10 protein-coding genes and 3 pseudogenes are annotated in these 13,906 nt (G+C 54.5%); 7 read left to right on the forward strand and 6 right to left on the reverse strand.

Annotation, left to right across the window (positions count from 1 at the left end; genetic code table 11):
• Positions 1–203 precede the first annotated feature (203 nt).
• Together GHO03_RS13950 and GHO03_RS13955 are read right to left on the reverse strand one after the other, a co-directional pair.
• On the reverse strand, positions 204–959 hold the full coding sequence (locus GHO03_RS13950; protein ID WP_133144570.1) for a molecular chaperone: 756 nt from the start codon (positions 957–959) through the stop codon (positions 204–206).
• A gap of 66 nt (positions 960–1,025) precedes the next feature.
• The gene (locus tag GHO03_RS13955) at positions 1,026–1,622 is read right to left on the reverse strand and encodes a fimbrial protein (RefSeq protein ID WP_153400076.1); all 597 of its coding nucleotides are present in this window, start codon (positions 1,620–1,622) and stop codon (positions 1,026–1,028) included.
• A gap of 357 nt (positions 1,623–1,979) precedes the next feature.
• Here GHO03_RS13955 and GHO03_RS13960 point away from each other — a divergent pair, with 357 nt between their 5' ends.
• From GHO03_RS13960 to GHO03_RS13975, 4 genes and pseudogenes are all read left to right on the forward strand, one after another.
• Entirely contained in the window at positions 1,980–2,645 is a 666-nt protein-coding gene (locus GHO03_RS13960) for a response regulator transcription factor (protein ID WP_153400078.1), read from the forward strand.
• Between the two features lie 29 nt (positions 2,646–2,674).
• Positions 2,675–3,901: an EAL domain-containing protein gene (locus GHO03_RS13965; protein WP_240043213.1), complete on the forward strand. Its 1,227-nt coding sequence runs from the start codon at positions 2,675–2,677 to the stop codon at positions 3,899–3,901.
• A 127-nt stretch (positions 3,902–4,028) separates the two neighbouring features.
• Positions 4,029–4,727 (forward strand): response regulator transcription factor, encoded by a 699-nt coding sequence (locus GHO03_RS13970; protein ID WP_095000313.1) that lies wholly within the window; start codon positions 4,029–4,031, stop codon positions 4,725–4,727.
• A 272-nt stretch (positions 4,728–4,999) separates the two neighbouring features.
• Positions 5,000–6,811 (forward strand): annotated as a pseudogene (locus GHO03_RS13975) (transporter substrate-binding domain-containing protein); the annotation flags it as partial.
• 140 nt (positions 6,812–6,951) lie between these two features.
• Here GHO03_RS13975 and GHO03_RS25850 read toward each other — a convergent pair.
• The 3 genes and pseudogenes from GHO03_RS25850 to GHO03_RS13985 all read right to left on the reverse strand — a co-directional run.
• A pseudogene (locus tag GHO03_RS25850) lies at positions 6,952–7,038 on the reverse strand (histidine kinase dimerization/phospho-acceptor domain-containing protein); the annotation flags it as partial.
• Positions 7,039–7,275: 237 nt separating this feature from the next.
• Positions 7,276–8,751: pseudogene (locus GHO03_RS13980) on the reverse strand (transporter substrate-binding domain-containing protein); the annotation flags it as partial.
• A 468-nt stretch (positions 8,752–9,219) separates the two neighbouring features.
• Positions 9,220–9,804: a flavin reductase family protein gene (locus tag GHO03_RS13985; RefSeq protein WP_133144572.1), complete on the reverse strand. Its 585-nt coding sequence runs from the start codon at positions 9,802–9,804 to the stop codon at positions 9,220–9,222.
• Between the two features lie 116 nt (positions 9,805–9,920).
• Here GHO03_RS13985 and GHO03_RS13990 point away from each other — a divergent pair, with 116 nt between their 5' ends.
• Positions 9,921–11,132: an MFS transporter gene (locus tag GHO03_RS13990; protein WP_153400080.1), complete on the forward strand. Its 1,212-nt coding sequence runs from the start codon at positions 9,921–9,923 to the stop codon at positions 11,130–11,132.
• A 29-nt stretch (positions 11,133–11,161) separates the two neighbouring features.
• Here GHO03_RS13990 and GHO03_RS13995 read toward each other — a convergent pair whose 3' ends face one another.
• Positions 11,162–12,076: a LysR family transcriptional regulator gene (locus GHO03_RS13995; RefSeq protein ID WP_133144574.1), complete on the reverse strand. Its 915-nt coding sequence runs from the start codon at positions 12,074–12,076 to the stop codon at positions 11,162–11,164.
• A gap of 278 nt (positions 12,077–12,354) precedes the next feature.
• Between GHO03_RS13995 and GHO03_RS14000 the strand changes: the two genes are divergently transcribed.
• Together GHO03_RS14000 and GHO03_RS14005 are read left to right on the forward strand one after the other, a co-directional pair.
• Entirely contained in the window at positions 12,355–13,377 is a 1,023-nt protein-coding gene (locus GHO03_RS14000) for a zinc-dependent alcohol dehydrogenase family protein (protein WP_095017976.1), read from the forward strand.
• Positions 13,378–13,684: 307 nt separating this feature from the next.
• The gene (locus tag GHO03_RS14005; RefSeq protein ID WP_153400082.1) at positions 13,685–13,873 is read left to right on the forward strand and encodes a hypothetical protein; all 189 of its coding nucleotides are present in this window, start codon (positions 13,685–13,687) and stop codon (positions 13,871–13,873) included.
• Positions 13,874–13,906 lie beyond the last annotated feature (33 nt).

A 13,906-nucleotide genomic window follows, 5' to 3' on the forward strand; every position in this document is an offset into this window, starting at 1 on the left:
GTGTGATAGTAACGACCAAATACAGCGGGTGAATAGTGCTGATTGTAGGGGAGGCATCTGTGCGGGCGCGTTTTTCTACGCAACTATCATGCGTGTGATTATTGGAGAAAAACATATGGATAGCCTATGTCGTCAATATGACGTATGCCGTCATAAAGTGTGCGAATAATAAAGCTCGAGGCATAGCCGTTGGGGCAGGTGATTTATTGTTGATCTTGGACTTCTGCTGGGGTTGCCGAACTCATTGACTGGAAGTTCACGGTTGTTTCAAATTTCTGCAGGGCGCCATAATCATTGATGCTTGCAAATCGCAATGAAGGCGATAAAGACAGGGGCGCAGCTTTTAACTTGAACGTTCTGTCCTCGCCAGGAGCGATCATGGTGGCGCCGATAATCAATTCGGCTTTATCGCTCTTGCCCACTTCAAGGTCAGCTAATGACACATGGTAATGGCCAGGATTATTGACCTTTAGAAGGGTTTGCCCGCCCTCGTTTTGCAGTTTCCATTTTAGTTGCGCAGGCGCTTTGGCTGCTTCGCCAGGTAAATCCGCTGGCCGAAAAAAAATTTTGACCCGTTGACGCACGGCTAATTGCAATATGTTGGCGTCGCTTGCACTGGCTTGCGGTATTTCCTGAACGTTGAGCCATACGACCGATTCTTTGTCGATCGGCATGCCTCCACCTTCGTAAAGAATACGCAGTAATTGTTGTTGATTGGCCGCGACACGGGCCAGCGGTGGAGTGATAGCAAATGGCAGCGATGTATTTTCAGCCAGGTCGCTATCGATCCATGACTGCACCAACACGTTTTGCCCCCCATTGCGTACCGTGATATTGGCTTCTTTGCGTGAGCCATCAAATATCACCCGTGTTGCACTTAACGAAATGCTCGCGAATGCTTCAGTGGTGACAAACAGACTGATAGCACTTAGAAAAACAGGGATTGAACGTCGCATCATAGGTGTGGCCCAAAAAATGTAAGTGGGGGAAGGGGAGGCCCGACAGCCTCCGCCCTGTATCCAGATTTATTCGTACTGAAGTACAAATGGCAGTGTTGCGTTACCTGTACCGGCAACGGCGGTTGCTGCATCACCCGTGGTGACGTAGGCAGCGGCGAATGACAAGGTGCCGCCACCACCGACGGCTTTCTCGCCGCTAAGACCGGTTGTGACCAAGGCAGTGGTGTCTGAGGTCAGGTCTATCAAAGCACCATCACTGTCAAGCAGGGCGATACCCACCCCTTTGGCCGCATCTGTGCCTTGCAGCTTCAACACTTTTTTACCTGTAACCAGGCCAGAGCCCCCGTTGAGGCTTGGTTTGAACACCATTGATACTTTGGTGCCAGCATTACAGTTGACCTTCAAGTTAAAGTCATTGGCGCTGATGCGCCCGGCGTTAGGGGCTGTATCGCTGCCCATGTCCTTGATCGATACGTTGCCCATATCAACAGAAATAACTTTGTCTTTACCGGTGCTGCCGTCAACAGAACAAGCATCATTGTTAATGAAGCCCATAAAGTTGATCTGGCCACTGCCACCTTTAACTGTAACAGGCTCTGCAAAAGTAGCGCCGGAAGCGGCGAGAGCCGACAGGCTGAGAATGGCAAGGTAGAGCTTTTTCATGTTGATATCCTTAAGGTTGTAGTGTGTTCAGCGAACTGCGGAGTCCATGTTAGGGGGGCGTTCTGCTGCTGTCTTTGAGGATTGCCTTAAAATAATATTTCAGGCGGGGCACAACTTTATATATAAGCAAGGTGCCGTGCAGCCATGATCGTTTTGAGGCAAATCCTAGTGTGTATTCCAGGTGCGCTCGTTATATTGATCTATGCGTCGCAGGCGCTGTCCGATCGTCGACGTGCATTAGAACAGGCGTATCAGAAACCGCTTTTATGAATATTAAAATTATCTTTTGAAGTTTTCCTTCTGTCTGCTCCAGTCAATGCGGCGGGCAAATTGGCTGATAGGTTATGGAGCCTTGCAATGTTTAAGTCCATCAGGGTAGGTGTTCTGGATACCCATGAGATAGCCCGTTATGGCTTGTGTTTGCATCTTTTCGAACAGCCTGATATCACGGTTGTTGGTTCCTATGGACGTTGCGATATCGCTATGCGTGGTGTTTCCGAGGATGAGTTTGACTTGCTGCTGATAGGGCACTTGTCAGAGGGGAATGATACGGTTGCGCTTATCAGGGCACTCAGCATAGAACAGTCGACACTGAGAATTCTGGTTTTGCTGGATCAGCCGCATCTGCCGACAGCTGTATTGCTCATGGCATCAGGGGCTCACGGCATTATTTGCAAGACACAACCACTGGATAGCTATGTAACAGCCATTCGCAGCCTGGCCAACGGAGAGTTTTATTTCTGGTCCAGGTTGATTTTGCAAGCGACCTTCGACATGCTGGTCGGTACCCATGCAGGTGATGGAAGTGCAACGCGGGTGTGCCTGTTGGATCGCGTAATGTTGACGTCACAAGAGCGAGAAGTGCTGCATTTGTGTGTGGCCGGATTGACCGACACACAAATAGCGGCGGGCTTCACAAGAAGTGTCAAAACGATCAACGCTCAGAAACGTGCAGCCTATAAAAAGCTGGGCTTGAGAAATGATCTTGATTTGTTCCGGCGTCTGCCCCTGCGTTTCTCTTGAACAGTTGTATTTCAAACGGGAAAGATGTTTTGAACACACTGCGTTTGCTGATGTTTGAGCGTCACGATTTACAGCGTGCTGTTGCAGTCAATACGTTGCTTGATATGGGGTGCATTGATGTCTTGCAAGCCTCTTGCGGGGAGGCCGCCCTGTCATTGCTGCACCTGCACGGAGGCGTTGATATCGTGTTATGTGATTTGCAGACCCTGGCAACCGATGGGTTGTGCTTTTTGAGTCAGGCACGTGAGGCAGGTTTGGTCAATGCGGTGATTATCTGCAGTTCGATACCCGATGAGCTGGTGTATACCGTGGAGCAAATCGTAAGGCTGCAGGGCTTGGAGTGGCTGGGCAATGCAGTCCGGCCACTCGTGGCAGAGGAGCTTGCCCTGTTGTTGCAAGCTTACTGTGCAAGCGGTCGAGCCAGTCAAACCGGTATTGGACAGCCCTGTGACTCGGGATCTGAACCTGATGATGAGGACATACTCGAAGGCATCGATCGGCAAGAGTTTTGTGCCTGGTTTCAGCCAAAATTCCATCTGGGCAGTGGATTGATCCAGGGTGCCGAGGTGTTGCTCAGATGGCAGCGGGCGCAGGGTGACATGTTGTCGCCGGAGGCATTTCTTCCCGCTGTCGTTCAGTTGGGGTTGCTCGATAAGGTCTTCTTCAGAGTATTTGAGCAAGGGCTGCGTTTGCAGCAGTTTATGCAGGCGGGTGGAAATGGGTTCAACCTTGCGTTCAATCTGGATACAACGCAACTGGAATGCCCGCGCTTCGTTGACCGGATCAGGCAGGTGCTGAATAAACACCATGCAGCACCGGCAAGCCTGACGTTTGAACTTACGGAAACCGGTCTTTTGCTAGCCCCCGGGAGGTGCATGGCGAGCATGTTTGGGCTGCGCATGTTGGGTTGCAACTTGTCGATGGATGACTTTGGTGTCGGCTACTCATCGCTTGAGCGGTTGTGCCAGTTGCCGTTTAACGAGGTGAAACTGGATGGCGGTTTTATCCGCGACTTTAAGCGCAATCGCTCAGTTGCAGTGATCAGGAGTGTCCTGCACTTTGCGCGGTCTTTGGATATGCAGGTGGTTGTCGAGGGGATAGAAACCGTAGCGCAATTACGCTGCCTGCAAGGCATGGGTTGCCAGTTGGGGCAGGGGTATTTGTATGCCCGACCAATGAGCGAGGCAGAGTTGATGACCTGGACCTTTTCAGGCGATCCGTCGATATGGCGCGCAGCTTTGCACCCTGCGGGGTGAAATATTTTTACGCCGAACCCTCTCAGCGGCTGATTTTGAGGCAATCCCTATATGCATTGTCTTGTGCATCGTTCAGACTTTTCCTATGTTTTTAATGATTAAAACGTGAGCGATCCGGAGACAAAGAATGCAGTTTTCTGTTGTCACACCCTTACGTGTTGCCGTGCTGGATGATCATTCTCTTATTCGACTGGCCTTGAACTCGCGGCTGAGCCGGGAGACTGACCTGGCGGTGGTCGGCGTGTACAGCGCAAGCGCCGAGTTGATTTCGGCCCTGCGGGTGCAGACGATTGATCTATTGGTACTGGACTATCAATTGCATGATGGCGAGCTGGATGGTCTGAACCTGATTCGCTTGCTGCGAAAGCAATATCCGCAACTGCTTATCCTCATTTCTTCTTCGGCGGAGAAGCCTGCAATAGTCAAGCTAGCCATTGGCGCAGGCGCGAATGGTTTCTTGGGGAAGTCTCAACCGGTTGACGATCTCATCCTGGCCATTCGCACCGTGGCATCGGGGCAGTTGTACCTGTCGTCGATGATGGCCCATGAACTCGACAAAAAGCCGATTCCTGGCCATGAGCGCCCCTGTGACACGGGCGAAGACCCGGCTGGCGATACCTTGCTCGTCGGTAACGTTGCGCTTTCACCCAAAGAGCGTGAGGTGCTGCGGTGTTGCCTGGAGGGCATGCAGGTTTCGCAGATTGCACTCAAATTCATGCGCAGCCCTAAAACCATCAGCGGGCAGAAGCAGGCGGCCTTCAGAAAGCTGGGTATACGCACCGATCTTGAATTGTTCAGGTTGCAACACAACCTCGATCAGCAGTGATTGCACCCTGGTTGATACACAACGGAGTTGTAACAGGGGTTGCGGTATCACTTGGCGCTGCCATTAAACGCGCGGTGTTAGCGATCGTTGTGATGCATTTTTTTCCATATGATTCGCTGCTTGCAGCCAACGACGAGGGGCTGCTGCGGCTGGAGGAGCGTGATTACTGCCCAGCGGCGCAAGTCTCTCTTGCCAATGATGACTGGCAGTGGCTCAGGCAAAAGCGTGCATTGGTGATTGGCGTCGCCCAACCCGATTACCCGCCTTTTGAGATGACCGCGGGTTCCCCGTTTTACGAGGGTATTACTGCAGACGTAGTGTGCTATTTGGGGCAAACACTTCATATCGATACAAAGCTTCGCCGCTTTGCTGATCGGGGCAGTGCGTTGGCCGCACTCGAACGTGGCGAAATTGATCTGTTGGGCAGCTCCAGCGCTCTTGAGGTACTTGGCAATAATGCGCTACTCAGTAAACCTTATGTGCAAGACCAGCCAGCCCTATTTGTCCGTTACGCAGATCAGCAACCGTTGCCGTCCAACCTGGCAGGAAAGCGCATAGCGGTAGCTGCGGACTATCTCCCCTACAGCCAGCTTGCAATACGGTATCCCGATGCCCGGTTTATTGCTTACGCATCACGTAACCTGGCTTTGGCTGCGCTCGCGTTCGGCGGTCTTGATGGTTACCTGGGAGACGGGTTGTCGAGCAACTATCTGATCAACTTGAATTATTTCAACGATGTGCGTCTTGAGCGTTTTGTCGATGTGCACAGTGGCGGCTTCGCGTTCGCCATTCAGCCTGGCAACACACGGTTGAAAACGGTGCTGGACAGTGCAATCAGCGCAATGGACGAAAAGAGTCTGCAGCAGATCGTGAAACGCTGGTCCGGGGGTGGGGCCATGCTATCGGCCCGGCAAATTGACCTGTCGATCAATGAGCAACGCTGGATAGAGCGTCACCCGGTTGTGCGTTTCGTGGTTAATGATGACTTGGCGCCTTTTGCTTTCTTTGATGCCGAGGGGCGTTTTAGTGGAATGAGTTCGGAACTGCTGGAGTTGATTAACAGGCGTACGGGGGTGCAATTTGTAGCGGTTCGCACTGACAGTTTTGCCAGCCTGCTCAGCTCTCTGTCGGATAACAGCGCGGATCTGACCTTGGCTGCGCACACGGCTGAGCGTGAGAGCAGCCTGCGGTTCAGCAAGCCCTTTATGTTCAGTTCGTTTGTGATTGTCACCCGTGACGTGGCCGACCCGCCTTCAAGTCTTCAGGGTTTGCGTGGCAAGCGGGTCGCTGTGCCGATGATGGCGGCCGAGCGCAACGTGCTGGGTACCTACAAGGATATCGAAGTCATTGACTCATCTACCATTCTCGAGTCCCTCGCGATGGTTGCCGATGGGCGGGCAGACGCGACCTTCGCCACACTGCACGGCGCCCGCTACTACCTTCAGCATCTGTACCCAGGCAAGTTGCGCATCAGCAATATCCTGCAAGGTGAGTATGGCGCCCTGGCCTTTGCGGCCCAGCGCGGTGAGACCGAATTGATCTCAATTATCGACAAGGCGCTTCGCAGTATTACCCGTGACGAAATTAATCTGGTACTTAATCGCTGGCGTCCCGTTGCAGTGTTTGAGGTCATGAAATGGAGAAACTATAAAGCCCTTATTTACCAGATGGCTGGAGTCGCCTTCCTTTTCGTTTTTTGCTCATTGGTCTGGAATATTTACATCCGCCGACAGATTCGCGAGCGCAAGCGTGCACAGTTGGCCCTCAGTGATCAGTTGGCCTTTATGGAGGCACTGATCAACGGCACTCCGCACCCGATCTACGTACGTGATCGTCAAGGCGTAATGGTGACTTGCAACACTCATTACCTGAAAACATTTTCTGTCGCCCGTGAGGAGGTTATCGGCAAAACCGCGCTGCAAAGCGCCAAGCACAACAGCGACGAGGCCATGCAGTTCCACGCCGGTTATATGCGGGTCATCCAGCAGGACGAGCCCTACGTGGTCGATCGCACGTTACACGTGGGTGACTCGAAACAGATCATTTACCATTGGATTCAGCCATTTCATGATACTGGCGGGCAAGTTCAGGGTGTTATTTGTGGCTGGATCGATATCAGTGAACGACGCGAACTTATTGAGCAATTACGTGCGGCCAAGCACCAGGCAGACAATTCAAACAGGGCCAAGACCACCTTCCTGACGACCATGAGTCATGAGATTCGCACCCCGATGAGTGCGTTCAGCGGTGTGCGAATTTCATGGCTCATGGTCGCCAGAAAAACCGACTTGCTGCGGTTGGCCTTTTCCGCAGCCTCTTTGGTGACCTCCAGTTCATCAAGAATAAGCTGGCGCTGATGCAGGTCTAGCTGCTTGCGTATGATCCGCCGCCGTTGCGCGACGATCAGCAATGCCGCCACGATGAGCAGCACGCACAGTGCGCCCAGGGTACTCCAGGTGGTGGAGGCTAAACCTTCCCAATGTTTGTCGTCAGTTGCCGCGTTGGCCCGCCAGCGACCGGTTATATGTATGACTTGCTCAGGGGTTATTTCAGCCAGTGCTTTGTCTAGAATCGACATTAGCAAAGGGGCTTTCGACGGTGTGGCGAAGGTGACCTGTGCATCATTATGGTTAATCACACCGTTTATTTTCAGGCTGTTCTCATACTTATAGGACAGGTAGTAGCGCGCCATATTAGCGGGTACCAGGGAGAAGTCCGCTTCGCCGCCGCGCACTCGATTAAGTGCATCGGCGGTCGTAGTCGCCTCTATCAAGCGAAGGTTTGGATAGTTGTGGAGCAACTCGGGCGGCACTTGGTTTTTGGCTACCGCCAGTGAGGCAGCAGTGTGTGCGTGCAGTGCGGTGAGTGAAGTGTCTTCTCGTCGGGTGACGATCAGGTAGGGGGCGGTCACGAAAGGCCGGCTATACAGATAATCCCCCTGTGTTGCACTGGTATGGAATAAAACGCTGAGGTCAGCTTCACCCTGGCTGAGCAAACCCAGTGCATCACTCAGGGAACTGACGCGAATGATCTCAAAGCGGATGCCGGTTTTACGTCGCACGATATCCAGAAGTTCTGAGGCAATACCGTTGAGTCTGCCCCTGTTGTCAAAAAAACTGTAAGGCGCCAAATCTTCACTGATGGCCAGCTTGACCACACTTGCCTTGTCGAGCCAGGCCACTTCGGGCTTGCTGAGGTGCAGGCGAAAGCTGCTCATGTCGCATCCCTCTGAGTCACCCCAGATGCGCATGGCAGCGGCCAGGTAACATCGCGAGAGGCCGCCCAGTGTTTGATTCAGCACAGAACCGAGCATGGTGTTGGAGGCGTTGAAGGCAAAGCCCACTGGGATTTCTGCCAGGCGGGTACTCTGATTGACGACCAGCTGATTGCTGAACAATTGGGCAGACAGATAGCGACTGGAGAAAGTATCACCCATAAAGGCCTGGGACTTTCCGCTCAAGACCGCTGACATGGCATCGCGAATTGAAGGGTAAAGGGTAGTGGTACCCTGACCGCCAGTCTGTTTGTACAACTCCTGGAACTGTTCGTCGGCGAAGGCAATTTGGGTGGCACTCGCTTGCATGTCGTAGTCGTGCAGATCTCCGGCTTCGGTGAACAATGCCAGCTCGGTAAACGCGTAGGGCGGGCTTGATTGCACCTGATAGTGTTTGGCCTCAGTCGAAGTTGCGACGGCCACCAGATCTATCTGACCTTCGCGCAAGGCTTGGTACAGCGCATCGGTTGAAGTGAAGCGGCGAATGACCAGCTTCAGCGCCAACTCACGCTGCAAGGCCGACAGATAGTCGGCGGCAATGCCTTCCAGCTCATCGCGCGCCGTAATGATTTTGTAGGGTGGATAATTGCCCTCTGACACGCCGACAATCAGCGTGTGCTTCTCCAGTACCCACGCTTTTGTCGCCGCATCCAGATGCACCTTCAGCCCCTCCAAGGGCTGTCGCGCATGGATTCCAAGGGGGTTGCCATCGGCCAATGAACTGCATGAAACCAGTAATAGCAGAAACATCCCGAAAACGTGTTGCAGTGGCAGTGATTTCAAGTTGTCACTCTTGGGCAGGATTGTTCAACTGAGCCAGGTTTTCTCTGGCGGCTGAATGTGCGGGCACAGACAGTTCTGATCGTTGCGCTTATCCGCAATTAATACACAATAAAACTGTACTCGGTAACAGAAAACCTCAGTGTTATGAGGGTTAAATTCGGTTTGAAGCGGGCATCTGTGCCAGAGATGAGTATGTGATATGCCGCTGAGGGTTAATGATCGTTAGCGCTGATTTGCCTGCGATGGGCACGTCACTGCCTGCCAAACGCAACCAGACCCAGCTCGCCGGACGCCGCTTTGGCTGTAGTCCCGGGGTAAATCGGTTCAGGCATGGCTGGACGTTTTTTTCAGGCAGTACCGCGGAACGTCGAAGAACTCGCCCGGCGTGTCGATTACTGCCACGGTGATTGATACCCGCAACGACAGGAAGCGCCTCTACAGATTGCTTTCATCCACATCCAGCGCCTGGCCGATAGCGTAGTAATGTCCTCCGGCGATGTAATGCAGGCTGCGCAAGGTCGGGGCGGCAGTTTCAAAGTGCCAGTGACCTTCGCTGAAAACGCGAGTGTCGGCCCAGGCCCCAACCACTTCCCCGATAAACAGGTCGTAAGTTTGTTGGTTGTGCGGTTCGGGGATCAACTTGCAGGCCAGCCAGGCTGAGCAACCTTCAACAAATGGCAGATCATGGCCAGGCATCTCGAACAGTTGCACCGCACAATGCTCGAGTTTGTCCGGGTCATCGACCAGGCTGACGCTGCCCACCAGGCTGGTCAGCCTGATTTGGGCTACGGTAGGTACCTGGATCACAAAGACCCCGCTGTTTTCCACCAAGGCGCGGGTTTTCACGTTTTTATCCAGTACCACGGTCAGCTTGGGCGGGTCGAAGTCCAGGGCGCATGCCCAGGCTGCTGCCATGACATTCTGCACCCCTGCATGGCGGGACGAGACTAGAATCGTCGGGCCGTGATTAAGCAGTCGGTAGGCTTTGTCCAGAGGGACGGCTGCAATATGTTCGTGCATTGTGGCTCCGCAATCGGGCAGTTTTAAAGTGCGGTCAAGGCCGCCGGCTTTGACTTATCGCCAGAAGGATACGACGCTGGATTCTTTATCTGAAGCGTCTTTGAACAGGAATAACCATGGCCAACCCTTACCGCGAACTTCTGGCAATACCTGGCGTCATGGGGTTGGTGGTGGCAAGTTCGATTGCCCGTTTGCCGCAGGCAATGATCGGCATCGGCATCATCACCATGCTGGTGCAGCAAACAGGGCTTTACTGGCTGGCCGGGGCGGTGGCCGGAACCTTTACCCTGGCCAATGCCCTGGTGGGGCCGCAGATATCAAAACGCGTCGACCGGTTGGGCCAGCGCCGGGTGCTGCCGGTGTTTACCGCATTCAGCATCGCCATGCTGCTGGCGTTGATCACCGCAGCACATCTGCGTGCCGACGCACCGTTGCTGTTTGTCCTGGCGGCACTGGCAGGCACCATGCCAAGCATGCCGGCCATGACCAGGGCGCGCTGGACCCAGCTTTTTCGCGGCAAGTCGCTGCTGCATACCGCGTTCTCCCTGGATACCGTGCTAACTGAAATGGCCTTTATCCTGGGGCCGCCCCTGGCGATTGGCCTGAGCACCGGGCTGTTTGCCGAAGCCGGGCCCCTGGCGGTGGCCGTATTGCTGGCGGTGGGCGTTACGGCGTTTGTGATGCAGCGCCAGACTGAGCCACAGATCATCAAATCGGCCAGCACTCATACAGGCTCGACCTGGCGTCTTGCGGGCCTGCCTACCATTGTCCTGGCCTTGCTGGGCATGGGCGTTATCGGCGGCTCCGTCGATGTGGCCGTGGTTGCCTTTGCCAACGCCCATGACTGGCCGGCATCTGCCAGTTTTATCCTTGCCGCCTATGCTCTGGGGTCATTGATTGCCGGTCTGGCCTTTGGCGCTTTCAGAATTGCCATGCCCATGGCACAGCAATTTTTTATCGGGATTCTGGTCACGGCCATCACTGCGGTATTGCCGATTTTTTCATCCGGTGTCTATGTCCTGGCCCTGTTGCTGTTTGTTTCCGGGGTGTCTTTCGCACCAACCATGGTGATTGTCATGAACCTGGGCACGCTTATATTGCCGCCGCAGCGGGTCACTGAGGGTCTGACCTGGATGTCCACTGGCCTCAGCATCGGCGTGGCATTCGGCGGGGTGGTGGCAGGCCTGGTGATCGACGCCTGGGGCGCCCGCGCCGGTTTTGCCGTTCCTATTGTCGCCGGAGCGGTGATGGTGCTGATTGTATTGCTTGGCCTGCGCACGCTGAATGTTGCAGCACAGGCTCAGTCACAGCAGGATTTTGCCAGGTGAGTGGTAATTGTTCCTGCGCCTTGCAGGTGTCAAAGGCTGTCCGGATCCCCGAAAAACATCTGAATCCTTGATCGCAACCAGCGCTCCCCGGGATCGTTGTCCTGGGCGCCGCGCCAGGCCATATGCAACTCGAAGCTTTGCGTGTTCAGCGGCGGATCTTCGGCACGTACGCCCCCCGCTGCGGTAAGGGCCTCAGCCGTATAGTCGGGCACGGTGGCGATGATATCGGTCCCTGCCAGCAGGGTGCTCAGGCCATTGAACTGCGGTACGGCGAGCACCACATGACGTTTGCGGCCCATTTTTTCCAGTTCGGTATCGATAAACCCGCTCAGGTCACCGGCGAACGACACCAGTGCGTGGGGGCGTTCGCAGAAGTCGTCCAGGCTCAGGGGGCCGGGCATGGTGTCGGCACGTAACAGTTTGGGACGGCTACGGCGCAGTACTTTGCGCTTGGCGTTGGCAGGCAGGTCGCTGGTGTAGCTGACGCCCACCGAAATCTCGCCCGAGGCCAGCAGTGGCGGCATCAGTATGTAGTTGACGCGGCGGACAACCAGGACGATACCCGGTGCTTCTGCACGCAAGCGCTTGAGCAGCAGCGGCAGCAGGGCGAATTCGACATCGTCCGACAAGCCGATACGAAACACTGAGGTGCTGGTCGCCGGGTTGAACTCTGAAGCGCGGCTCACCGCCGTGGAAATCGAGTCAAGGGCAGGCGAGAGCAGGGCAAAGATCTCGATCGCCCGGGCAGTCGGCTCCATGCTGCGCCCGGTACGGACAAAAAGCGGATCGTCGAACAGATTGCGCAAGCGTGACAGCGCCGCACTGATGGCCGGCTGGCCCAGAAACAGCTTCTCGGCTGCACGGGTCACACTGCGTTCATGCATCAGGGTTTCAAAGACGATCAGCAGATTCAGATCGACGCGACGCAAGTCGTTACGGTTCATCGGGCAGGCTTCGCAGTCGGTTCAACAGGTAGTGAGGTAACGGATCTTACTGGCAAAACTGTTTTTTCGTCACTCGGTAGATTTTCTTTCTTGCTTGACTGTAGGAGGTTTAACTCCTGTTTATGGTGGTTTCCCCGGTTTTTCAGGGCTTCTGCTCGCTGTAAACCTGTCGGCGGATCAATGCCAGGCATGTCGACTATTAATGCTGTCTGTTAGTCTTGCGCACAAAGCCCGGATAAAGTCCCGTGGTATTAGCGATTAATTAGGCGAGGTTGGTAATGTCGCGCACGATCCGTTTTCACAAGTTTGGTCCGGCCGAGGTGCTCAAGTGCGAAGAGCACGAAGTCGCCGCGCCTGCTCCCGGCGAAGTGCAGGTCCGTGTTCAAGCCATTGGCATCAGCTGGTATGACGTGCTCTGGCGGCAGAACCTGGCCCCCAGCCACGCCCGTTTGCCTGCGGGTATCGGCCATGAAATGGCAGGTATCGTCACCGCCGTCGGTGCCGGGGTTGATGATCTGGCGATTGGTGACAAGGTCGCCAGCTTTCCGGGCCAGAGCGCCAATGACTACCCGACCTATGGCGAGCTGATTTTGATGCCACGCTCCACGCTGACCCGCTACCCGGACGTATTGTCTGCGGTAGAGGCCAGCGTACATTACACACCGCTGTTGATCGCCTATTTCGCATATGTCGATCTGGCCCAGGTCAAGCCCGGGCAGACCGTACTGATCACCGATGCCAGCCATTGCGCCGGTCCTTCGTTCGTGCAGTTGGGCAAGGCGATGGGCCTGAAGGTGATTGCTGCGACCAAGGACGCCAGTGAGCGCGAGTGCCTGCTGGCACTGGGTGCCGACAAGGTGATTGTCACCGAAGAGCAGGACTTGCTGATGCAGATCAACAAGATCACCGACAACAAGGGCGTGGATGTGGTGCTCGATGGTCTGGGTGGCCCGCAAATGTCAGTGCTGGGTGATGTCCTGGCGCCTCGTGGCAGCCTTGTTCTGTATGGTTTGCAAGGCGGTAACCAGACAGGGTTTCCGGGCTGTGCGTGCTTTCAGAAGAACATCAAGTTCTTCGTGCACTGCATCGGTAACTTCACTGGCAAGCCCGAGCTGGGTATCGCACAGGACGAAGAGGCGATGAAACGTGCCTTGCGTGATATCAACCAGCTAACTGCTGACCGGGTGCTCACACCGCTGGAGATCAAGGTGTTTCCTTTTGAGGACTTTGTAGAAGCCCATCGTTATATGGATGGTTGTCCGTGCCGGGGGCGAGTTGCTTTGCAAGTGTCAGCGACCTGAAGCCTGACAAGGCTGCGCAAAACTTCCCGTCTCATAAACGCGGCCCTGAACATAGTGTTCAGGGCCGCATTTTTTTGTGTCTGGCCCCAGCGGACTTTTGGATTGCTTTATCCAGAAAGAAAGTGCGACTGAAGAACATGTCATAAGAGTGCAGCATAATAAAGTATGTATTCTATTGAGTGGTTTTTGTAGGTTTGTTCCTGTGCGTATGTGCGTCTCGTTTCTTCCGGGTCCAAGAGTTGCAGTAAATCTGGGCGCGTCTAATTGGGCGTGCTGATAATAAGAAGCTCGATCCGGAGGATAATCCATGAACAACTTTCATGAACAGGCCATGGGCTTTGTGTATCAACAAGTTCTGCATCGGCTTCTGGGGTGTTTCAGTCGTCCCGAGCGCATTGCATTGCAGTTGTTGATTCAACGTTTATTAGTGGCGGCCGGTGGCGTGGAGCGCATAGGGAAGCTCCGATCAACTTGCCGCAACCGCGCAGTAAGTTGAAAATCCCGCTGAATTTGGCGCTATTGACCGCGA

The sequence above is a fragment of the Pseudomonas sp. FSL R10-1339 genome (assembly GCF_009600545.1).
Taxonomy (GTDB): Bacteria; Pseudomonadota; Gammaproteobacteria; order Pseudomonadales; family Pseudomonadaceae; genus Aquipseudomonas; species Aquipseudomonas bubulae.